The sequence below is a fragment of the Mesorhizobium ciceri biovar biserrulae genome (genome assembly GCF_001618845.1).
Lineage (GTDB): Bacteria > Pseudomonadota > Alphaproteobacteria > Rhizobiales > Rhizobiaceae > Mesorhizobium > Mesorhizobium ciceri.
Window position 1 is genome coordinate 4,864,296 of record NZ_CP015064.1, and the last position, 21,887, is coordinate 4,886,182.

A 21,887-nucleotide genomic window follows, 5' to 3' on the forward strand; every position below is an offset into this window, starting at 1 on the left:
GATCATGGCCGAAGCCGAGAACACGATGGCGATCGCGGCCAAGGCGGCCGCGAAGCGCAAGGTCGCGAACCTCGCCTTCTGGTCGATTATCGTCGCCTTTGTCGTGCTCGCGCTGAAAGCTGCCGCCTGGTACGTCACCGGCTCAGTCGCACTCTATTCGGACGCACTGGAATCGATCGTCAACGTCATCGCCTCGGTCGCCGCCTTCTGGGCGATCCAGATCAGCCACAAGCCGGCCGACCAGGATCATCCCTTCGGCCATCACAAGGCCGAGTATTTCTCGGCAGTGCTGGAAGGCGTGTTGATCGTGCTTGCCGCGCTATTGATCCTCAACGAGGTCTGGCGCTCCTGGCAGACTCCGTCACCCTTGGAACAGCCTTGGGAAGGTCTTGCGGTCAACGGCGTTGCCACGATTATCAACGCCTTCTGGGCCTGGACGCTGATCCGCGCCGGCAGGGCGGAGAAATCACCGGCACTGGTCGCCGACGGCAACCACATCATGACCGACGTGGTGACCTCGATCGGGGTCTTCGGCGGCCTGGTCGGGGCGATCCTGACCGGCTGGCAGATCCTCGACCCCGCACTTGCCGTCCTCGTGGCGCTGAACATCTTGTGGCAGGGCTGGCATGTCATCGGCTCGTCGATGAACGGGCTGATGGACCGCGCCGTCGACACCCAGGAGCACATGCGCATCCGCGACGTCATCTCGGCTAACTGCAAGGGCGCGCTTGAAGTGCACGACCTCAAGACGCGCATCGCCGGCCGCGCCACCTTCATCGAGTTTCATCTGGTCGTCGACGCAGACATGTCGGTCGGCGCCAGCCATGTCATCTGCGACCGCATCGAGGACGCGCTGAAGGCCGAAATCCCCTCGGTGCGCGTCACCATCCACGTCGAGCCCGACGACGAGGCCAAGCTGCCGAAGGGCACAACCGCCGTGCCGTTTGCCTGAGGCGATTTCCTGTAGCGACTTGGGAAAATTAACCGAAGCTTCTCGACTTCGTCATCCACGGGCGAAGCAGGAGCGAAGCTCCGTCGCGGAGACCCGAAGATCCATGCCGCGACCTTGTCCGTAGAGTGCAGCGGAACAGAATTCTGCACCGCAGCAGCGCTCAGATGTCACGCATGGATCCTATGGTCTGCGCCGCCAGTCTCTATCGGCCTTCCAAAGCTGCCTCAACAAAATCGTCGTCAAGTGGCCCGGTCAAACTGTCGAGCCAGACCCAATCCTGCGCAAGCGGTTCGAGAACGACCGCTCGGCCCTCGCGAAGGATTGAAATCTCGCCGGTATCGAAACGGTATTTCTTCGGCATGCGTACTGCTTGCGATCCGCCAGACCAAAAGACTTTTGCCTTATCCATTCGCGCCCTCCATTGAAGCTCAAGGCGAGCAGGCCGATTGCGGCATCGGCTGCAGCCGATAGACCTTGTCGTCGGATTTCGTCTTTCCGGCGTCCGCCTTCGAACACAGGTCGACGATTGCAAGCGCGCTGTTTGGGTTGGCCAGCATCATCGTGCCGTTGGCGCCACGCTTGAGGAAAATCTCCTTCTGCGCGATGTCGCAGGAGAAATTGCTCATCTTCGTGCTGGCCGCGCAGCGCCACTGGTCGGCTTCGCCCTGGCAGGAATAGGTCTGCGTCACCTTGGCCGATTTCTGCCGTGTGGTGACGGTAACGGCAATGTCGGCGCCGTCTGGCCAATTGGCGGTGTCACCGCCCGAGGCGAAGGACGCCAGTTCTACCTTGCCGCGGAAAACCCGGATCGACTGGGTGAGTTGATCGGGGTGCGAGCCGAGATGCGCTGCATCGTAGTCGCGCCCATAGCAGAACGCCTGGTCCGGCTTCAGCCGCTCGCGTAGCGGAGCTCCGAGCGCAGCGGCGACTGGGTCGATGCGCGCGAACTCCGCCTGGCAGGTCGCTGCCGGCATCGGGTCGAGGCGGAAATTGTCATCCTCCGAGCCGAGCGCCCGCCTGTCATATTCCGCTGCGCCAAGCTCCTCTTCTGATCCGGCATCGAGATAGATGTCGGGCTGCAGATCCGAGAGGAACAGCCGACCCTTGTCATCGACCTTCAGCGACGCAAGCGTCCGGTCGCATTCCATGCCGCAATGGACCGGGCCCGTCTTGCCGTCCTCGGAAGCATGATTGCACCAGCCGCCGGCCCATTCAGGCGACTTGGCGCCGCGCACGGTGGTGGCGATGAAGGCATTGTAGGACGTGTCGGAATTCCCGGTCGGTTCCTCGTTCGGCCGGCTGACCGGATCATGGCCGTAGTAGAAGAAGATCCGCGCCACCTTCTGCTTCGGGTGCGCCTTGAGATGCGCCCCATCATAGACGCGGCCGAAACAGGCGTCAGCGCCGTTCGGACTGAGTTCGGTGAGCTTCAGCGCATCGTCGGCGGAGGCCGATCCGGCAAGCGCGCCGAGCAGCACGGCGCCAAACCCGGCGCCGGCAACCGTCTTCCATTCCCCCAACCCAAACGCCCATTCCTTCAACGCCATGTGACCTCTCCTCCGCATCGAAAGGACGCAACGGCAATTTATGCTAGTATTGCGGCTGGAGTCACGCAATTCGCGGTCAGCCGCCAAGCGGAGGAGGATGCCATGCGCCGGCGCGATATGTTCCGCACGGTTCTTGCCGGAACCGGAACGCTTCTCGGTCTGCGAGCAGCACAGGCAGCCGCCACCGAGCCCACAAGGCAAAAAGTCGCCTACCACTTGAGCGACACCGACAAGGTCAATTTCGTGCTCGGCAACATCAAGAACCATTATGAAGGCACCGGCGGCAAGGTCGACATCGTGCTGGTCGTGCATGGTCCCGCGCTCGCGGCCTTCAAGTCGAAAGGCATATCGGCCGCGATTTCCGGGCGCTTCGCCGGCCTGGTGCAGCAGGGATTGGAACCCCACGCCTGCGCCAACACCATGCACGGCATGGACATCACACTCCCCGACCTGCTCGCCGGATTTCATGCCGCCGACAAGGGCGGCGTCGTCAAACTCGCCGAACTGCAAGGCCAGGGTTACGCCTATCTGCGTCCGTAGAGCGGTTTGTTTGACGCAAATCCCCCGGGGAAAGCGCTCACACTTTTCCTTGAATTGCTCCAAGGCTTGAACACCGGGGTGGCAAGGGCCTACGAAGGGCAGGCAGACATCCCGGAGGAAGAACCGTGCCAGCCACCACACTCAGCATACCCGATCTTGCCGGCAAGGCAGTGCTGGTTACCGGTGCATCGACCGGCATCGGGGCGGCGCTCGCGCTGGCCTATGCAGCGCAGAAATGCAAGGTGGCGCTGCATTATAACTCGAGCCGCGACGCCGCCGAGAAGCTCGGTCTGACGATTGCCGACAAGGGCGGCGAGGTGTTTCTCGTCCAGGGCGATTTCTCCGTTGCCGCCGATGTCGAGCGCGTCGTCGAGGACAGTGCGCAATATTTCGGCCGCCTCGACGGGCTGGTCAACAATGCCGGCGGCATGCTCGGCCGCATCCCCTATGCCGAGCAGACCGAGGCGCACTACGATGCGGTGATGGACCTCAACGCCCGTTCGGTGCTGACTGCTTCGCGCAAGGCGATCCCGTGGCTGAAGAAACAGGGCGGCTTCATCGTCAACACCTCCTCGATCGCCGCCCGCAATGGTGCGGGCGGCGGCGCCGGGCTTTACGGCTCGGCCAAGGCCTTCGTCTCCAATGTGACGCGTGGCATGGCCAAGGAGCTGATCGGCTTCGGCATCCGCGTCAACGCGGTGGCGCCCGGCACAATTCTCACCCCGTTCCACGAGCGCTATTCGACCGACGAGCAGATCAAGGGCATGGTCGCCACCATTCCGCAGGGACGCGCGGGCACGGCGCAGGATTGCGTCGGCGCCTATCTGTTCCTCTCTTCCGACCTTCTCAGCGGCTACATCACCGGCCAGGTGATCGAGGTGAATGGCGGCCAGTTGATGCCTTGAACGGCTATCGGCATACTGGCGATCTGCACGCTCTTGTCGAAAACCTCAAAGGGAGACAACGGAATGTACGGACTGATCGGCAAGATGCGGGCGTCGCGCGGCCAGCGCGACGCGGTCATGGACCTCCTGCGCGCCAGCACCGGCGCCCTGCCGGGCTGCCTGAGCTATATCATCGCCCGCGATCCCGCGGACGCCGACGCGATCTGGGTCACCGAAGTGTGGACCGACGCCGAAAGCCACAAGGCCTCGCTGCAGCTTCCCGAAGTCCAGGCGGCGATCGCCAAGGCGCGGCCGTTCATCGCCGGCTTCGAATTCCAGGTCGAGACCCACCCCGTCGGCGGCTTCGGCCTAGCCGACAGCAAGACGGGGTGAGTTCGATGCCAATTTTGAGGAGCAATCTTTGACGCAGACAGTAAACATTCGCGATGCGAAAGCTCATCTGTCGCGCCTTGTGAGACGTGCAGCCCAAGGCGAGTCGTTTGTTATTGCCAAAGCCGGCAAGCCGTTGGCCAGAATCGTGCCGATCGAACAGCCGACGCTGCAGGCGCGACGGGTCGGTTTTATGGCCGGCCAGTTTTCCGTCCCCGACGATTTCGACCGCATGGGTCGCAATGAGATCGAGCAACGGTTCAACGCCGGCTTGTGAGACCTGTTACTCGACACCTGGGCGGGTGAAACAATCATTTTTCTGTGAATCGCGGTTCGCATTTTTCGCCCTGCGGGTCTAAGAGCGAAACATGGATTCCTCGGCCGAGCAGCCCTCCCCGGACCTGCCCACACTCGAACGCATGGCGCGGATGCGCAAGCTCTGGCAGTGGCTTGCCCTGCTGGTTGTTTCCTTGCTGTTTGCCGGCGCGCTGGAACTCGCCGCCCTGCCGGCGGCGCTGCTGATCGGGCCGATGCTGGCGGCCATCGTCGCCGGCACCAATGGCGCCACGGTACGCGTGCCGCGTCTTCTGTTCGGCGCCGCCCAGGCGATCGTCGGCTGCCTCGTCGCGGCGTCGATCTCGGCCGACATCTTTCCGGTCTTCACCCAGGAATGGCCGCTGTTTCTCGGCGTCGTGGTGGCCACCGTCACAGCCTCCAGCCTGCTCGGCTGGCTGATCAGCCGCTGGCGCATCCTGCCCGGCACCACCGCCGTCTGGGGCTCGTCGCCGGGTGCGGCCACCGCCATGGTGCTGATGGCGGGTGCCTTCGGCGCCGACCAGCGCCTCGTCGCTTTCATGCAATATCTGCGCGTCATCTTCGTCTCGATGACGGCGGCACTCGTTGCCAAGATGTGGGTCGACACGTCTGATGTCGAGATCCCCGCCATCGTCTGGTTTCCGCCGATCGATGCCCAAGCCTTCGCCGCCACCATCGGCATCGCGGTCGTAGGCGGCCTGGGGGGAAAGTTGTGCCGACTGCCCTCGCCCTTCTTCCTCGGCACCTTCATCTTCGGCACCGTCGTCCATCTCGGCTTGGGCGTGGAAATGCAATTGCCGCAATGGCTGCTAGCCGTCAGCTACGCCATGGTCGGCTGGTCGATCGGCCTGAACTTCACAAGGGCGATCCTGCGCCATGCGGCGCGCGCCTTGCCGCAGATCATCGCCTCGATCGTGGCCTTGATCGCCTTTTGCGGCGGCCTTGCCTTCATGATCAGCCATCTCCTGGGCATCGATCCGCTGACCGCCTATCTGGCGACCAGCCCCGGCGGCATGGACAGCATCGCCATCATCGCTGCAGCAGCGCAGAACGTCGACATCTCTTTCGTCATGGCCCTGCAATCAGCACGCTTCCTGATCGTGCTGCTGATCGGCCCGAGCGTCGCGCGGCTGGTGGCGAGAAGCGTCAGGCAATAGGCAGCGACTAGTCCTCGCCGCCCTCGCCCACGCTGTGCGCGTCCCGGCGCCAGTAGGCCGTAACCAGGTGGCGGTCGCGCGGCAGGCCCCACTGTTTACGCACGATCTTGCGGATCTCCCGGAAATCGCCAAATTCGCAACCGGCCCAGACGTACAGGCCGTCGGCAAGCGCCATGTGCTTGCGCTCGCGCAAGGCGGCGGACAACAGGCCCGCGGTGCCGGCCTTGAGACCGCGCCGGTAAAACCAGGTAATGTCGATATTATCCCCTTGCGCCAGCGCCATCCGGTCATCCGGCCCATCGATCTCGATCAGCGCCTCAGCGCGTGTTGACGGCGGCAGATCTTCCAGAATCCTGCCTATGGCGGGAAGTGCTGTGTCGTCGCCGAGCAGAAGCAAGGTCTGCGCCACCGGAGCGTCGCCGCCACCGGGTCCGATCATGCCGATGACATCTCCCGCCTGTGCATTTTGCGCGAAGCTGGCGGCGGGCGTCTCCTGGCCGGGGTGCAGCACGAAATCGACATCGAGCCAGCCGCTTGCGGCATCCAGCGCCCGGATCGTGTAGACCCGCACGGCAAGCGCATCGTCGCCCGAAGGCCAGACAATCAAGCCATCGGCACCCATCGACGGCCAGAGCGGCTGGCGGCCAGCCGGCGGCAGCAGCAGCCGTATGTGCAGGCCGCCATGGCTGAACCGGCCGAGATCCTTACCGGCGAAGCGCAGACGCTGCATATGCGCCGAGATCCGCGTCGACGACATCACCGTGATCTCGCGGAAGAAGACCGGCATGCCGGCGTCAATGCCGTCGCCTTGCCAATGGATGCCCCTAGTCGTGCCGAGATGTTCGGCGACATGGCCGGCAACCGTCATCTTCATGTAGGACAGGCAGGTTTCGTCGGACGCCGCGACGCGGATCAGTACGCTTTCATCATCGAGCGTGGCGCTCAACGAACCATAATAGAGGCGAAGCTCCCATTGGTCGGCGACGCCGGTGTCGATCTCGAATTCGCTGTGCTCGGCGCGCAGCCGGTCCATCACCGACCTGATCGCCGCGTCGCTGATCCGGGTTTGCGCGCTCAATTGGTCCATCATTCAAGTCCTTTGCAACAGTTCGGGGCAAGCGCCGCAGCGCCACCGCGGTCAGCGGCATGCCACAGCCGCTCAAGCGCTTCCACACAAACATGACTATCACAGTCATATTATGCGATGAACGCCTAGCGCGCCGCAAGGCGATCGGGAAGGAAATCGACGAACACGCGCACCTTCGGCGACAAATGGCGGTTGGAAGGCCACAGCATCCGGAACTGGCCACGGCCGTCGACATGACCGTCGAGAACGGTACGCAGCCTGTCTTCGTACAGCGCCTCACGCACCAGGAAATCCGGCATGCAGGCGATGCCGAGGCCGGCGATCGTGGCACCCTTCAATGCTTCCATGTTGTTGCAGGTCAGCATCGACCGGATCTGCGGTTCAGCGCTTCCGGTTATGAACGGCCACTCCAGCAGCCTGCCGCTGTTGAGGAAGCGGAAGTTTATGCCGAAATGCCTGATGAGATCCGCCGGCTCGCCGGGTATGCCATGGCGCTCGAGGTAGGAGGGCGCCGCGCACAGCAGCATGCGGAAGGGCACAACGGGTCTCGACACGAGGCGCGAATCAGGCAGCTCGCCGCTGCGGATCGCGACATCGATGCCCTCGTCGATGACGTCGACGATCCGGTCGTTGAAATCGATGTCGAGTTCGATCTCGGGATAGCGGGCCATGAACTCCGACAACACCGGCAGCAACAGATGATAGGTGACGATCGGGGTGGATATGCGCAGCCGCCCACGCGGTGTTTCCCGTGTCCGCGACAGCATCGCCTCGGCATCGTCGATGTCGTCGAGGATGCGGCGCACCCGCTCGTTGAACAGCTTGCCCTCTTCCGTCAGGCCAATGCGCCGCGTGCTGCGCTGCAGGAGCCGCACGCCGAGTTCCTGCTCGAGCCGGGCGACACTTTTGCCGACAGCGGAAGCCGAGATGCCAAGCGCCCGTCCGGCAGCGACGAAATTGCCGAATTCGGCGGTGCGGGCAAAGGCCAGGAGCCCGTTGAGACGATCCATCGTGTCATTCCATTCGAGCGTTTCAGTCCGATATACCAGGAGATATAACACTATTCTTCCTGAAATGCCGACGACCTATCTTGTCATCACGACCGGCTCCGCAATCGCGCGGCCCACCGGCGAGTGCTGTTTCAGATAGGAAAATCCATGACTTCCAGGACCACAACCGGCTCTGCCGAGAGATGGCTCGTGCTCTTGTCCGTGTGCCTTGCCGCCATGACGATGCCATTGACCTTCACCGGTCCGGCCGTCGCTCTGTCGCGCATCGCGGCCGATCTCGGCGGCAGTCCCATCGAGCTCAACTGGGTGACCAACGCCTTCATGCTGACCTTCGGCGCCACCCTGATGGCGTCGGGCGCCCTGGCCGACAACCACGGCCGCAAGCGCCTCTTCCTCGTCGGCCTCTCCCTCTATATCCTGGCATCACTGGGCGCGATGCTGGCGCCGGACATCATCTGGTTCGACATCTTCCGGGCCGTGCAGGGGATCGGCAGTGCGGCCGCCTTCGCTGGCGGCGCCTCGGCACTCGCCCAGGAATTCGAAGGGCCATTGCGGCTGCGCGCCTTCAGCTTCCTCGGCACCAGTTTCGGCATCGGCCTCGCCTTCGGCCCGATCGCGTCGGGCCTGCTTATCTCCGCATTCGGCTGGCGGTCGATCTTTCTTCTGGTTGCGGCACTCGCGATTGCCGCCGCCATGCTCGGCCTGCGCACCATCAGAGAATCGCGCGACCCGGATGCGACGGGCCTCGACTGGGCGGGAGCCGGCACCTTCACGATCGCGCTGGCGTCGCTGACCTATGGCGTGCTCCAGGCGCCGCAGAGCGGCTGGGCTGATCCCCTCGTCGTCACGCTTCTGGCCGCTTCTATCATCTGTTTTGTCGCCTTCGTCGTTGTCGAGCGGCAAGCACAACGGCCGATGCTCGATCTCACGCTGTTTGCCTACCCCCGCTTCGTCGGCGTCCAGTTCCTGGCTGCGGCACCCGCTTACGCCTTCGTCGTCCTGCTCGTCCTGTTGCCGATCCGTTTCATCGGCATCGAAGGGATGAACGAGATCAAGGCCGGGCAATTGATGATCTGCCTCTCAGGTCCGCTGCTGATCCTGCCGATGCTCGCCGGCCAGCTGGCGCGCTGGATCGCACCGGCCACCATCTGCGGCGTCGGCCTGCTCGTCGCTGCCGCCGGGCTTGTCTGGCTGAGCCTGACACCACCGGTCGATAGTGCGCTGATGGCGCCGCTGATGCTGATCGGCGTCGGCGTCGCTCTGCCCTGGGGATTGATGGACGGGCTTGCGGTCAGCGTCGTGCCAAGGGAGCGCGCCGGCATGGCGGTCGGCATCTTCAACACCACCCGCGTCGCCTGCGAGGGTGTGGCGCTGGCGATCGTCATGGCGACGCTTTCCGGCTTTGCCGCCGCGCAGCTCGCCGCACAAGGAATGGCATCTTCGACGGACGCAGCGGCGGCAGCCCAGTTGCTGGTGACCGGCAATCTCGGCGAAGCAGCACAACATTTGCCCCAAGCCGGAGCCATTGTTCTGGTCCAGGCCTACGAGACGGCGTTCGACAGGCTGCTGATCGTGTTGGCGGCGATCACCGTCGTCACCGCCCTTGTCGTCTTCCTTGGCCTGCGTCGCGTATCGGCTTCGGAGCGAGAAACCGCCGCCCTGCCGGCATGCCAGGAAGGGTAGCCGTCAGCGAACGGGCCTCGCTATCAATCCAGCCTGTGCATCAGGTCCTCATCCAGCCAACGGCCGAAGAAATAGACCAGTTGCTTGTGCCACCACGGCCAGTCGTGGCTGACATCGCCGCCCCAGTAATCGACCCAGGCGGGAATGGATTTGTCGCGCAGGATCTGTTCCAACCTGCGCGTCTCGACCAGCATCCGCTCTTCCCACGCGCCCTGCCCGCAGCAGAAGATCAGCCTGAGCGTCTTCAGCCGGGCCAGCAGTTTGGGATCGACGATGCCGGGCAGATAGTCGAGCGGCGAGTTGTAGAAAATGTCGCCCTCGAGCGCCCTGCCGAAAAAATCGCGGGCCGAATAGACGCCCGACAGCGCGATGACGCCGCTGGCGAGTTCGGGAAAGCGGAAGACGAAGTTCGAGGAGTGATAGCCGCCCATCGAACAGCCCGAGAACAGCGGCTTCAGCTTGCGCCCGCCATTGGCCTGCTCGGCCGTGGTCAGGAAGTCCGGCAGCGCTTCCTCGCGCACATAGCGGAAATAGGCCTCGTGGCGGGCAATGCGATGGGCCGCGTCGGCATGCTTGTCGAAGAAGGATTCCGAATCGACGCCGTCGACCGTGAACAGCTGGATGCGGCCGGTGTCGATGAATTCGGCCAGTGCGCCCACCCCGCCGGAATCCTCGAACTGGTAGAACCGGCCCTGCGAGGTCGGAAACACCACCACCGGCCGGCCGGCATGGCCGTAGCGCTTGTATTCCATGTCGCGGCCGAGCTGGCTCGAGAAATTTTTGTGATAGGAAATGTCCATCGCCTCACGCCTTTTCCGCGTGGATATACGCGACCGCTTCGCGCAGCGCTGCTTCGTCTTTCGAGCGCATCTGGTAGGCGTAATTTCCCATGGCGCGGCTGAAAACCTCTTCGATGGCCTGATGATGGACGATCTTGTCGCGGTGCGCGGCTAGCACGTCCTCATGGCTGTGCAAATAGTGGAGGCGTCGCTTGCGGCTGGCATAGGCGGTGAAATATTTGCCCTCGTAAGGGCCGCCGGCGGCATCCCTGACCACCATGTCGGCCCACGCCGCATAGACATCGATGTCGAACGTATAGTTGATCGCATCGGTCATCCAGGCGCCGGGCGGGCGCATGTTGACCTCCAGCGCGATGACACGGTCGTCCTTGGTCTCGAACAGCTCGATGTGGAAGAAGCGTTCACGCACGTCGAATGCTTTCAGGATCTTTCGACCGGCCTCCTCGACCGCCGGGTTGATCCTGGGAAAGCAGGTATAGCTCATGTGGCGGTCCTTGTTGACCACCTCCATGACGCTCTGGTCGTAGCGGTGGCTGGCCGCCAGCACCACCTCGCCGTCGCGGTTGACCAGCCCGTCATAGGTCACCACCAGCCCCTCGATGAACTGCTCCATGACGAAGGTCACGTCCTCGGGCTTGTCCCGGAAGAACTGGTCGAGCTCCTTGGCGTTGGAGATCTTGAAGGTGTTCGATGCGCCGGAACCGCTGTCGGGCTTGACCACCACCGGATAGCCAACGCGCCGGATGAAGGTCATGGCCCCGGCGCGGTCGGAACATTTGCGCTGCGCGATGGTGTCGACGCCGCTCTTGCGGAAGAAGGCACGCATGCGGCTCTTGCGCTTCAGGTTCTTCACGAAATCGAGCTTGGTGCCGTAGATGTTGAAATCGGTGCGGATGTTGGCTTCCAGCTCCAGCCAGTGTTCGTTGAGCGATTCAAAGCGGTCGATGCGGCCCCACTTGTGGATGAAATGCCCCATTGCCCGGAACACCGGATCATAGTCCTCCATGTCGGCGACACGGTAGTACTCGCTGAGCGCCGCCTTCAGCTTGGCGTCGAGCGCGTCATAGGGCGCGTCGCCGATACCGAGCACCCTGGCCCCGGCCTTCTTCAAACGGTCGCAGAAATCCGCGCCATTGGCGGGAAAATGCGGCGAGAAGAACACGAAATTCATGGACGACCCCTCCCGGCGACTGGACATCGCAACCCGTCGCCCAAGTCTGGCCCATTTGCCGCGCCTGGGGAAGAGCACGCGCGTCGGGGTGCCGTCCGTCTCATCCAGCCTCCATAAGCCGGCAGACAAATCGGACAACTCATCTGCTGCCTAATCCGGACGACTGCTTACGACACGGCCTGCCGAACTCAGCTGAACAAAGGCCTGGCGGCGGCAGTCAGTTCGGCGGTGTTGGCAGCCTTTGTGCCGAAAGTTTTTTAATGATAGGAATTTTTTCTTGACTCCCTGCCCTCAGCTAAGGTACATTTTCATCCATGGTGCTGATTTGCGCCAGTGACCCGCCGCACAGGCGGGTTTTTCGTTTGACGCTTCGTCGGCCAACGCGCCGGCAAAGGCTCCGAAGCCCGTTAACCCGGATTCATTGTCCTGCACGGCCTGCGGCCCGCTTCATCCCCAGCCTCCATTCGCTGGCGATAAAACCGGACAACTCACGTGCTACCTAATCCGGACAACTGATGTGCTTACGACACGGCCCGCGGCCCACTTGCCTCCCACAAGCCGCTCCTGTAAGAGAACCGCCATGAACACGCGCGCCAGCAACGCTTCCCGTCCGACCGGTTTTTCCGGCGAGACCGTGCGCGCGCTGGCTTCGACCCTGCTTCTTCTCGGCCTTATCGGCGATCGCCGGGTTCGCTGAAGGAGCGCCCGGCGGTCGAACCGCCGCGCAAGCGCATGCTCCTTGGCAATCACATCAAGCGAACGAAATTCTGGTAAAGGCGCCGCTCGCCATCAATCCACCTGAAGGTGGATCCATGAGCCGCCGGGAGAAACGACGATGAACGCACGAGAAGAGATCCGCTCCGATGCCGCGGTAGCCGACACGGATTCGGCCAAAGGCATGCCCGACGCGGCTCGCAAATATCAGCCCTATCCGACCGTCGGTCTCACCGATCGCACCTGGCCCTCGAAGGTTATCGACAAGGCGCCGATCTGGTGCTCGGTCGACCTGCGCGACGGAAACCAGGCGCTGATCGATCCTATGGGCCATGAGCGCAAGGCACGCATGTTCGGCCTGCTGCTCGACATGGGCTTCAAGGAGATCGAGATCGGCTTCCCGTCGGCCTCCCAGACCGATTTCGACTTTGCCCGCTGGTGCATCGAGGAAGGCAACGTACCCGCCGATGTCTCGCTGCAGGTGCTGGTGCAGTGCCGGCCGGAGCTGATCACCCGCACCTTCGAGGCGCTGAAGGGCGCCACCAACCCGATCGTCCATTTCTACAATTCGACCAGCGAATTGCAGCGTCGCGTCGTCTTCGAGAAGGACGTCGGCGGCATCAAGCGGATCGCCACCGACGCGGCCAAGATGATCACCGACATGGCGGCCAAGGCCGGCGGAGGCTTTCGTTTCGAGTATTCGCCGGAAAGCTTTACCGGCACGGAGCTGGAAGTGGCGCTGGAGATCTGCAACGCCGTCACCGAGATCGTCAGGCCGACCGCTGACAACAAGCTGATCATCAACCTGCCCTCGACGGTCGAGATGTCGACACCCAACATCTATGCCGATCGCATCGAGTGGATGTGCCGCAACCTCGACAACCGGGAGAACCTGCTGGTCTCGCTGCATCCGCACAATGACCGCGGCACCGGCATCGCCACCACCGAGCTCGGCCTGATGGCCGGCGCCGACCGTGTCGAAGGCACGCTGTTCGGCAATGGCGAGCGCACCGGCAATGTCGACATCGTCACGCTGGCGCTGAACATGTACACGCAAGGTGTCGATCCGTTGATCGACTGCTCTGACATCAACCGGATGAAGGACGTCTATGAATATTCGAACCAGTTGAAGATCCCCGAGCGCCACCCCTATGTCGGCGAACTCGTCTACACCGCCTTTTCCGGTTCGCACCAGGATGCCATCAACAAGGGCATGAAGGCGCTGAAGAAGGCCAATACGAGCCTGTGGGAAGTGCCCTATCTGCCGATCGACCCGGCCGATGTCGGACGCAGCTACGAAGCCATCATCCGCATCAATTCGCAGTCCGGCAAGGGCGGCATCGCCTATGTGCTGCAGGCCGATTACGGCCTCAATTTGCCGCGCAACCTGCAGATCGAGTTCAGCCAGGAAATCCAGGCGATCACCGATGCCGAGGGCAAGGAAGTGCCGGCCAGGCGCATCTACGAGCGCTTTCTCGAGACCTATGTCGACCAGCCCGGCGCGCGGCTGAAATTCCTCGATCACCACACCTATCCCAGCACCGAGATCAAGGGCCGGCGCGTCGTCGAGGCGGTCATCCTCGACAACGGCAAGGAACTGACGATATCGGGCACAGGCACCGGCCCGATCGACGGCTTCGTCGATGCGCTGTCGCGTCATCTCGGTGTCGAGATGTCGGTGCTCGACTATTCCGAGCACTCGATGCAGCGCGGCTCGAACGCGTCGGCCATTTCCTATGTCGAGATGGAATATCCCGGCGGCAAGCTGTTCGGCGCCGGCATCAACACCAACATCGTCGCCGCCTCGCTGGAAGCAGTGATGTCCGCCGCCAACCGTATCGTCGGCAAAAAAGCCGGCTGACGCCCGACGGGAACAAAGATCGGAACCGTCCCAATCTGGTGATCGGTTCCGACCTTTCGGGCCGTTAACCACCGCGGAATTATCCGGTGGGTACGTGATCGCATAATGGGGTGTATACTTGTGTGGTGGTGCGGGACCTATATGATCGCGCCTCAACCTGTGCCGACTTCGAGAGGATCGACACTTGCAGCATGCCACGCCTGCCGCCCCCGCAGTGCGCGAGACACTGGAGCGACTGCTTGCCAGCCAAACGTTCGGCCGATCCGAACGCGCGCGCAAGCTGCTACGTTATCTTGTCGAACGTGAACAGGCCGGCGAAGCCGACAGGCTCAAGGGCTTTTCCATTGCCATGGATGTTTTCGGCAAGGACGGCGATTTCGACCCGTCCACCGATGCCGTGGTGCGGGTGCAGGCAGGCAGGCTGCGCGAGCTTCTGCAGCACTATTTCGCCAATGAGGGAATTGCCGAACCGGTCCGCATCGCCATTCCGCGCGGCGGCTATGTTCCTGCCTATGAATCGAATGCGATCCGCCTGCCGGATATTGCCGAGGCTGTTCCCGAACTCAGGCTGGACGGCGCATCCGCCGATCGGTCAAACGAAGCCGGCACGGGCACGCCGGAGGCGATGTCTCTGACTTCCGTACCGACTTCGCCTGCCCCCTCGGTGGCGCGCCATCTCCGCTTTTTCTGGATGGCGATCGCGCTGGTCATCGCCATGCTGGGCGTACTGATTCTTCGCCAGGGCAGCACTGCCTTGCTGGCAGGCGGCGACATCTCGGCAACGCCGGAGACCGCTGGCGCAACCGCAAGCATCACATCGTCGGCAAGGGCTGACGCCCTGCCGCAAGTCTATATCGGACTCAAGGCTGACGGCTCCGACGCCAGCCGTGTCGCCGCATCGCTGCGCGCCGGCCTGAGTGGCTTCGATACGATCGACTTCATCGGCCGCGACACCGTCAACGATCCAGCCGACGACGCTGCGAGCTTCATATTCGACATCCTGCCCGGACCGGACGCGGGCGATATCACGATAGAACTGCAAAGCATGGCGTCCGGACGGGTGCTTCTATCGCGCAATCTCACCCCTGCCGACCGCGCACCTGCGGCGGTCGAAGACCGTATTGCCGACATGCTGAGCTCGGCACTCCCCGCCTCCGGCACCATCTACAACTATATCGAGCAGACCGGCACGCCAAACGGTCTGACGCAGTGCCTGCTGCTCAACGGCAAATATTACCTCGACCAGAACGCCAGGACCCATGAGGCGGCCTATCGTTGCCTCGAGAAGCTGGCCAATGGTGGAACCAAGTCCTCGCTCGTCTATTCGGAACTTGCTTCCCTGCATCTCGAGGCGGTGTCCGATCATTACGCCTATCCGCCCAACGCGACGATTGAAACAGCCGTCGAGTTTGCCCATCGCGGCGTGCAGATGGGTCCGACCAGCCCTTATGCGCATCGCGCCTACGGCTATGTCAGTTCGCGCCTCGGCAATACGGACGAATCAATCCGCTGGATGCGCAAGGCCTATGAACTCAACCCCTACGATCTCGGCATGGCCGCCGCTTACGGCTACGGGCTGATCTTCGCCGGACGATACGCCGAGGGAACGCCGATCCTCGATCATGCGGCGGAGACCTTCAGCGGACACCCGACATGGTGGGACTATGGGCTGTTCGTCGGTGAGCTCATGCTCGGCGACACGAACAAGGCAGTCGCGGCCAGCATGGCACTGAGAACGACGGCAACGAAATCACACTATCTGGCGGCACGGCTGATCGGCGCCAAGGCTGCCGGACAGGACCATCTGGTGAGCACGCTGCTGAAACAGTTGACCACCGAGTTCCCCAAATTTGCCGCCGATCCGCGGGCGACTTTCGTCGAGCGGAAATATCCGGCCGACCTGACCGACCGGCTGGTTCAGGCACTGCGCGCTGCCGGGCTCGGCAGCCCGAGCTGACACCATCGACGTCCGCGGACTGGCTGCGCCGTGTCCCGATGGATTTACTGCGCTCCGATCGCCGAATGTCGATTGATCCCCAAGTTCTGTACACAACCGTACAAATCGCGAAAATTTTACTGGTCATCATGTCGGACTAGGAGCAATTCAGCCACGATTGGTGTCGCGCATTCTGCAATAACAAAAAATCAGCTTTCATGACCGCATCACTTTTTGCCGCCGAAGAGGGTGTTGGCTCGAAGGCCATCGTCCTGCTGCACGGTTTCGGCGGCTGCCACGATGTGTGGCGCGAGGTGATTTCCGCCCTGACGCCTTCCACGCATACGCTGGCCTATGATCTGCCTGGGCATGGGATGTCGCTCGACTTTCCCGCCGCCGGTCCGGCCAGGGTGGCGGCCAAGGCCGTGCTGACCGACCTCTCGGAGCGTCGCCTGAAGCGCGTTCATCTCGTGGGCCACTCGATGGGTGGTGCCGTGGCGGCGCTGATGGCGCTGGCCGAGCCCGAAAAGATAGCCTCGCTGACGCTTCTGGCGCCGGGCGGCCTTGGCCCCGAAATCAATGGACCGCTGTTGCGCCGCTATGCCGAAGCCGCGGATCGGTCCGAGATCCGCTCCTGCCTCTCCGTGATGTCGGGACCTTCTGCCCTGCCGCTCGAACATACGGTGGACATCCTTTGGGAAATGCGCAGGCGACCCGGCCAACTCGAAAAGCTGGTCGGGATCGCGGCCGCCATGACCGTGGACGATCGGCAAGGCGTCATCCCGCACGATCGCCTCGATCGGCTGAACATGCCGGTAATGGTGGCATGGGGAACCAGCGATGCGGTGCTACCCTTTACCCAGGCGGATGACCTGCCGGCGCATTTTCACGTGCACCACGTGCTGGAGGCGGGCCATATGCTGGCCGAGGAAGCACCCGACCTCGTTGCCGAGATCATTCGCCGCAACACCAGCCGCCGCGCCAGGCCGCACCGCCAGAAATTCGCCGCAGCAGCAAGCTGACCTTTTCGCGCACGACGACCCTCCTGAGCATCCCGACGCCGTCGATCTCGCCAGTGCATTTTGCCGGCGGCTGTGTTAACCCAGTGTTAACCAAACCCACGAGGCAGACGCCGATGAAGGAAGCAGGCGAGAAGACCATCGACCAGTCGAAGAAACTGTCCGATGCCATCCGTGATGTCAAAAATGCCTTCGCCGACCGCGACGATGTCGTCGTCGACATGCGCGAGGCGCATCGCATGCGCCTCGATCTGCTTGCCGCCGAGCTGGCGCCGGTTTTTGCCGATGTTCCGGCCGACATGGACAATTTCGACTTTGTCGTCTCGTCGGGCTTGCAGCCGCGCCTGTGGATCGACGCCATCAGCCATGTCGCCATGGGGCGCGACCGCCGCACCTATCGCTTCCTCAAGGACACCCGCATCGGCCGGGTGGTGCTTGCCGAATCCACTGAGATGAAATCGGTTGCCGATTCCGTGACACGCTATGTCGCCGAGCGCATCGTCGAGCGTCAGAGGATGCTGGAAGGCGGCGTCGAACCCGCCGTCGCCGGCCTGAAACGTGCGTATGTGCCAGAAGCCGAACCGCCGCTGCGCGCGACGGAGCGCGGCAAACGCTGGTCGGCCCTTCTGTCCGGGCTTGGCCTGGTCGCTGCCGGCGCATTGGTCGGCCTTGTGGTGTCGGTCGTCCTGTTCTGGGACCGCATCGTGGCCATGGTTGTCAATTTGCGGCCATAGCGGCCTCGGCGCCAAGCTCCACCGTCTGCAGATCGGATGGCGGTATGGACGGCCCGGTCAGGCCGCGCCGTGTCAGCCGGATCCGCCAGTTTCCCTTTTCACCGTCGATGTCGAACAGATTATACTGCGCCGCCGGGTGCTTGCCACCCGGCGCCTGGCCGGCGGCAGCGACGCCGACCGCCGGGATCCTGACGCCTCGACCGCCGATGAAGAACAGCGACGGCAGATGCGAATGGCCGTGCAGCACAAGGTCGGCGCCATGGCGGCGAATGATCTTGTTGAAGCGGGCGATGCCGAACAGCCGCTTGTGCTGCGGGACCGCGCCGCGCACCGGCGGATGATGGATCATGATGACGCGGAACAGCCCCTGTCCGGCAGTGTCCTGGAGGATTTTGCCGAGCCTATCCCCCTGGCCTTCCATGAAAAACCCATTGGCCATGAAGGGTGCCGTGGCGCGCGCCGTCGAGACGCCGATCAGCGCGACATTGCCGCGTACACGCAGATAGGGGAAGGCGTTGCGGTCGACCGGCGTGTTGACGCCGTCGCCGCTCATCCACGCCGCCCAGGACCGGCAGACCTTGTCGAAGGCGCCTGGCACATAGGCGTCGTGATTGCCCGGAACGACCGAAACATCATGCGGCGGCCCCAGCGTCTCCAGCCAGTGCCTGGCCATCTCGATCTCGCCGTCGAGCGCCAGATTGACCAGGTCGCCGGTGACGGCGAGGTGATCAGGCGTGTTCGCCTTGATGTCGGCGACGATCGTGTCAATGACCGCATCATGCATATGGCGGCGGCGGTTGCGCTGCCAGTTGACATAGCCGAGCACGCGCTTGGAGGCGAGATCGCGATAGGATACATCGGGGAGCGGCCCCAGATGGACATCGGAAATATGCGCGAGCCTGAACATACAACCTTCATAGGCGACCCGCGCGCGGCTTTCCACCCACGGTTTCGCTATCAATGACGAGCCCTGAAGATGCCTTCCGCCAGACCGGCTGGCCAGGGTTGAGGGCCAGGCTGTTCCATCTCTATTTCGTGCTGCGGAGGCCGATGACGCTTGGCGTGCGCGGCCTGATCCACGACACAGCGTCCAGATCCGTCTTCCTTATTCGCCATACCTATGTACCGGGCTGGCAGCTTCCCGGCGGCGGCGTCGAAGTCGGCGAGACGATGAACGAGGCGCTGGCCCGTGAACTGGCCGAGGAAGGCAACATCGCTCTGACCGCCCCGCCGGTGCTCAAATCGATGCATTTCAACCGCCGCTCCAGCCACCGCGACCATGTCGGCTTTTATCTGCTCGAGCATTTCAGCCAGACGGCGCCGAAGCTGCCGGACCACGAGATCGCCGAAGCCGGCTTCTTCCCGCTCGACCGCTTGCCGCAGGGCACGACGCCGGCGACGCTGCGCCGGATCGCCGAGGTTTTTGACGGCGAGCAGCCCTCGCCCTACTGGTAGATCAGGCCGCCGCTTTCTCGAAGCGCGCCCGGTCATGCCGTGCGCCATAATCGAGATCCGGTCCGACAGGCACGATCCGCGTCGGATTGATCGTCTGGTGGCTGCCGTAATAATGCGCCTTGATGTGATGCATGTTCACCGTCCCGGCCACGCCAGGGACCTGATAGAGATCGCGCAGATAGTTGGACAGGTTCGGGTAGTCGGCGATGCGGCGCAGATTGCATTTGAAATGGCCGACATAAACCGGATCGAAGCGCACCAGCGTGGTGAACAGCCGCCAGTCGGCCTCGGTCATACGACCGCCGACGAGATAGCGCTGTTTTGCCAGCCGCTCCTCCAACGTATCCAGCGCCGAGAACAGCTCGCCGAAAGCCTCTTCATATGCGCGTTGCGTGGTGGCGAAGCCGGCGCGATAGACGCCGTTGTTGATGGCTGGATAGACCAGCGCATTGATGCGGTCGACTTCGCCGCGCAACGCCTTCGGATAGAAATCCAAGCTGGCGTCGCCCCATTCATCGAAGGCTGAATTCAGCATGCGGATGATTTCGGAAGACTCGTTGGAGACGATGGTCTGCTCCTTTTTGTCCCACAGCACCGGCACAGTCACCCTGCCCGAATAGGCGGGATCGGCCTTGGCATAGATCTGGTGCAGGAAGTCGAGGCCGTAGAGCGTGTCGCCCGTGGCGCCGTCCTCAGCTACGAACGTCCAGCCGTTGGCGCCCATGAAATGATGCACCACGGACACCGATATGATGCCCTCCAGCTTCTTCAGCGCGCGAAAGATCAACGTCCGGTGGGCCCACGGACAGGCAAGCGAGACATAGAGGTGATAGCGGCCGGGCTCGGCCTTGAAACCGCGCGTCCGGCCTTCGGCGGGCGCCCCGTCAACGGTGATCCAGTCGCGCCATTGCGACTGCGCCCGCACGAACCTGCCACCATTGTCCGCCGTATCGTACCAGCGGTCCTGCCATCTTCCTTCGACCAGCAATCCCATGCGAATCTCCTTGCGTCCTGTTGGTTGATGTAGGCGCAAGGCTGCCCTGTCGAAGACGTCAGGTGCTGAACAGACCGTCACTTGGCAGAAATGACGGACAGAAACGGCCGATTGCAGCGGCGGGAAATTGATGCTAGCGGACAATCCGCATGTTCGACTTTGCTTTGATCCGGTTTGACCGACGACGAAAGGGCGCCCGCGCTTGATGAAGCGCTGACTGGCGAATGCTGCCGTTTGCAGCAACCTTTCCTCCTTGTACCGGACCGCAAAGACCATGAGCCTTGCCGACGTGAAATACCTGCCGGAAACCCCGGCGCACGACCCCGAGATCGAAGCCATCAACGACGAAGCCTTCGGGCCCGGCCGCTTTGTGCTGGCCGCCTACAAGATTCGTGAGGCCGGAGGGCACGAGCGCTCGCTGTCCTTTGTCGCCGTCAATGGCGACATCGTCGTCGCCTCGGTGCGCATGACCCGCATCGCCGCCGGTGCCGGCCGCGCATTGATGCTCGGGCCGCTCGCCGTGCGGCCGGCCTTCAAGAATCTCGGCATCGGCCGCCGGCTGGTGGCGATCGCGCTCGAGGCCGCTGCCCGGGCCGGCGCACCTGCCGTCATGCTGGTCGGTGACGAGCCCTATTACGGGCCGCTCGGTTTCAAGCGGATTCCGCGCGGCCAGATTTCGATGCCGCGCCCCGTCGACCTCGACCGGCTGCTGTCGCACGAGATCGCGCCGGGCGCGGTCGCCAGGCTCTTGGGCGAGGTCTGCCACGCCGATCAGGCCAGGGTGACCGATCCTACCGCGGCGATGGCTTGACCTTTCCCATCGATCTGGCGCCTGATCCGTCCACTGTTCCTGAGATCAAAGGATGACGTCATGAACCCGAACGGCCAGATCGCGATCGTCACCGGCGGCGGCTCCGGCCTTGGCGAGGCAACGGCGCGCGCGCTGGCCACCAAGGGAGCCCGCGTCGCCATCTTCGATGTCGGTATTGACCGCGCGGCCAAGGTCGCGGCCGAGATCGGCGGTATTGCCGTCCAATGCGACGTCAGCAGCGCCGACAGTGGGACTGCTGCCCTCGCCGACGTCGCCGCCAAGCTTGGCGAGCCGCGTATCCTGATCAATTGCGCCGGCATCGCCATCGGCGTGAAGACGATCGGCAAGGATGGTCCCCATCCGCTTGATCAGTACCGCAAGGTGATCGAGGTCAATCTGATCGGCACGTTCAACATGATCCGCCTCGTCGCCGAACGCGCGTCGAAGCTCGAGCCGCTGCCGGGCGGCGAGCGCGGCGTCATTGTCAACACCGCTTCGGTTGCCGCCTATGATGGCCAGATCGGCCAGGCCGCCTATGCGGCGTCCAAGGGCGGCGTCGTCGGCATGACGCTGCCGGTGGCGCGCGACCTTGCCCGTTCCGGCATCCGCGTCTGCACCATCGCTCCCGGCATCTTCAAGACGCCGATGATGGCCGGCATGCCGCAAGAGGTGCAGGATTCACTGGGCGCCGCCGTGCCCTTCCCGTCGCGCCTGGGCGAACCGTCCGAATATGCCGCTCTCGCCCTGCACATCATCGAGAACCAGATGCTGAACGGCGAGACCATTCGCCTCGACGGCGCCATTCGCATGGCGCCGAAATAAACCGG

General features: G+C 63.2%; 22 protein-coding genes. 14 read left to right on the plus strand and 8 right to left on the minus strand.

What is annotated here, in order from left to right; genetic code table 11:
- Positions 1 to 4 precede the first annotated feature (4 nt).
- Positions 5 to 952, plus strand: a complete 948-nt coding sequence (locus A4R29_RS22945) for a cation diffusion facilitator family transporter (RefSeq protein ID WP_013529938.1) — start codon at positions 5 to 7, stop codon at positions 950 to 952.
- Positions 953 to 1,154: 202 nt separating this feature from the next.
- On the opposite strand, the gene A4R29_RS22950 is transcribed toward A4R29_RS22945, so the two are convergent.
- Both A4R29_RS22950 and A4R29_RS22955 read right to left on the minus strand, forming a co-directional pair.
- A complete protein-coding gene (locus A4R29_RS22950) occupies positions 1,155 to 1,361 on the minus strand; it encodes an antitoxin (RefSeq protein WP_013529937.1) in 207 nt (68 codons plus the stop codon).
- 19 nt (positions 1,362 to 1,380) lie between these two features.
- The gene (locus A4R29_RS22955; protein ID WP_063172957.1) at positions 1,381 to 2,499 is read right to left on the minus strand and encodes a hypothetical protein; all 1,119 of its coding nucleotides are present in this window, start codon (positions 2,497 to 2,499) and stop codon (positions 1,381 to 1,383) included.
- A 102-nt stretch (positions 2,500 to 2,601) separates the two neighbouring features.
- Here A4R29_RS22955 and A4R29_RS22960 point away from each other — a divergent pair, with 102 nt between their 5' ends.
- The 5 genes from A4R29_RS22960 to A4R29_RS22980 all read left to right on the plus strand — a co-directional run bounded on the left by A4R29_RS22960 (position 2,602) and on the right by A4R29_RS22980 (position 5,785).
- Complete coding sequence (locus A4R29_RS22960) at positions 2,602 to 3,039, plus strand: DsrE family protein (protein WP_013529935.1); 438 nt, start codon at positions 2,602 to 2,604, stop codon at positions 3,037 to 3,039.
- 125 nt (positions 3,040 to 3,164) lie between these two features.
- A complete protein-coding gene (locus A4R29_RS22965; RefSeq protein WP_013529934.1) occupies positions 3,165 to 3,944 on the plus strand; it encodes an SDR family NAD(P)-dependent oxidoreductase in 780 nt (259 codons plus the stop codon).
- 63 nt (positions 3,945 to 4,007) lie between these two features.
- Complete coding sequence (locus A4R29_RS22970) at positions 4,008 to 4,316, plus strand: putative quinol monooxygenase (RefSeq protein WP_013529933.1); 309 nt, start codon at positions 4,008 to 4,010, stop codon at positions 4,314 to 4,316.
- Between the two features lie 28 nt (positions 4,317 to 4,344).
- Positions 4,345 to 4,590 carry a type II toxin-antitoxin system Phd/YefM family antitoxin gene (locus A4R29_RS22975; protein ID WP_013529932.1) on the plus strand — a complete coding sequence of 82 codons (246 nt, stop codon included), beginning with the start codon at positions 4,345 to 4,347 and terminating at the stop codon, positions 4,588 to 4,590.
- Between the two features lie 91 nt (positions 4,591 to 4,681).
- Complete coding sequence (locus A4R29_RS22980; protein WP_027162188.1) at positions 4,682 to 5,785, plus strand: AbrB family transcriptional regulator; 1,104 nt, start codon at positions 4,682 to 4,684, stop codon at positions 5,783 to 5,785.
- A gap of 7 nt (positions 5,786 to 5,792) precedes the next feature.
- On the opposite strand, the gene A4R29_RS22985 is transcribed toward A4R29_RS22980, so the two are convergent.
- The gene (locus A4R29_RS22985; protein WP_032808652.1) at positions 5,793 to 6,872 is read right to left on the minus strand and encodes a siderophore-interacting protein; all 1,080 of its coding nucleotides are present in this window, start codon (positions 6,870 to 6,872) and stop codon (positions 5,793 to 5,795) included.
- A gap of 125 nt (positions 6,873 to 6,997) precedes the next feature.
- Positions 6,998 to 7,882, minus strand: coding sequence for a LysR family transcriptional regulator (locus A4R29_RS22990; RefSeq protein ID WP_027162190.1), 885 nt, complete (start codon positions 7,880 to 7,882; stop codon positions 6,998 to 7,000).
- 147 nt (positions 7,883 to 8,029) lie between these two features.
- Here A4R29_RS22990 and A4R29_RS22995 point away from each other — a divergent pair, with 147 nt between their 5' ends.
- Positions 8,030 to 9,565 (plus strand): MFS transporter, encoded by a 1,536-nt coding sequence (locus A4R29_RS22995; protein ID WP_024504516.1) that lies wholly within the window; start codon positions 8,030 to 8,032, stop codon positions 9,563 to 9,565.
- A 23-nt stretch (positions 9,566 to 9,588) separates the two neighbouring features.
- Here the strand turns inward: A4R29_RS22995 and A4R29_RS23000 are convergent, their stop codons facing one another.
- Together A4R29_RS23000 and A4R29_RS23005 are read right to left on the minus strand one after the other, a co-directional pair.
- A complete protein-coding gene (locus A4R29_RS23000) occupies positions 9,589 to 10,365 on the minus strand; it encodes an esterase family protein (RefSeq protein WP_024504515.1) in 777 nt (258 codons plus the stop codon).
- Positions 10,366 to 10,369: 4 nt separating this feature from the next.
- Entirely contained in the window at positions 10,370 to 11,536 is a 1,167-nt protein-coding gene (locus tag A4R29_RS23005) for an ATP-grasp domain-containing protein (RefSeq protein ID WP_024504514.1), read from the minus strand.
- 835 nt (positions 11,537 to 12,371) lie between these two features.
- Between A4R29_RS23005 and leuA the strand changes: the two genes are divergently transcribed.
- The 4 genes from leuA to A4R29_RS23025 all read left to right on the plus strand — a co-directional run bounded on the left by leuA (position 12,372) and on the right by A4R29_RS23025 (position 17,800).
- Positions 12,372 to 14,111 carry a 2-isopropylmalate synthase gene (leuA, locus tag A4R29_RS23010; protein ID WP_032899463.1) on the plus strand — a complete coding sequence of 580 codons (1,740 nt, stop codon included), beginning with the start codon at positions 12,372 to 12,374 and terminating at the stop codon, positions 14,109 to 14,111.
- Between the two features lie 184 nt (positions 14,112 to 14,295).
- Positions 14,296 to 16,068, plus strand: coding sequence for a tetratricopeptide repeat protein (locus A4R29_RS23015; protein ID WP_063172958.1), 1,773 nt, complete (start codon positions 14,296 to 14,298; stop codon positions 16,066 to 16,068).
- Positions 16,069 to 16,265: 197 nt separating this feature from the next.
- Entirely contained in the window at positions 16,266 to 17,069 is an 804-nt protein-coding gene (locus A4R29_RS23020; RefSeq protein ID WP_027162195.1) for an alpha/beta fold hydrolase, read from the plus strand.
- Between the two features lie 113 nt (positions 17,070 to 17,182).
- Positions 17,183 to 17,800: a hypothetical protein gene (locus tag A4R29_RS23025; RefSeq protein ID WP_013529921.1), complete on the plus strand. Its 618-nt coding sequence runs from the start codon at positions 17,183 to 17,185 to the stop codon at positions 17,798 to 17,800.
- Here the strand turns inward: A4R29_RS23025 and A4R29_RS23030 are convergent.
- Positions 17,784 to 18,707, minus strand: a complete 924-nt coding sequence (locus A4R29_RS23030) for a metallophosphoesterase family protein (RefSeq protein WP_013529920.1) — start codon at positions 18,705 to 18,707, stop codon at positions 17,784 to 17,786. The genes A4R29_RS23025 and A4R29_RS23030 overlap by 17 nt on opposite strands.
- Positions 18,708 to 18,760: 53 nt before the next feature.
- Between A4R29_RS23030 and A4R29_RS23035 the strand changes: the two genes are divergently transcribed.
- Positions 18,761 to 19,255, plus strand: a complete 495-nt coding sequence (locus A4R29_RS23035) for an NUDIX domain-containing protein (protein WP_013529919.1) — start codon at positions 18,761 to 18,763, stop codon at positions 19,253 to 19,255.
- A gap of 1 nt (position 19,256) precedes the next feature.
- On the opposite strand, the gene A4R29_RS23040 is transcribed toward A4R29_RS23035, so the two are convergent.
- On the minus strand, positions 19,257 to 20,249 hold the full coding sequence (locus A4R29_RS23040) for a glutathione S-transferase family protein (protein WP_063172959.1): 993 nt from the start codon (positions 20,247 to 20,249) through the stop codon (positions 19,257 to 19,259).
- 274 nt (positions 20,250 to 20,523) lie between these two features.
- On the opposite strand from A4R29_RS23040, the gene A4R29_RS23045 reads away from it, so the two are divergent.
- Together A4R29_RS23045 and A4R29_RS23050 are read left to right on the plus strand one after the other, a co-directional pair.
- The gene (locus A4R29_RS23045) at positions 20,524 to 21,060 is read left to right on the plus strand and encodes a GNAT family N-acetyltransferase (protein ID WP_013529917.1); all 537 of its coding nucleotides are present in this window, start codon (positions 20,524 to 20,526) and stop codon (positions 21,058 to 21,060) included.
- 60 nt (positions 21,061 to 21,120) lie between these two features.
- The gene (locus tag A4R29_RS23050) at positions 21,121 to 21,882 is read left to right on the plus strand and encodes a 3-hydroxyacyl-CoA dehydrogenase (protein ID WP_013529916.1); all 762 of its coding nucleotides are present in this window, start codon (positions 21,121 to 21,123) and stop codon (positions 21,880 to 21,882) included.
- Positions 21,883 to 21,887 lie beyond the last annotated feature (5 nt).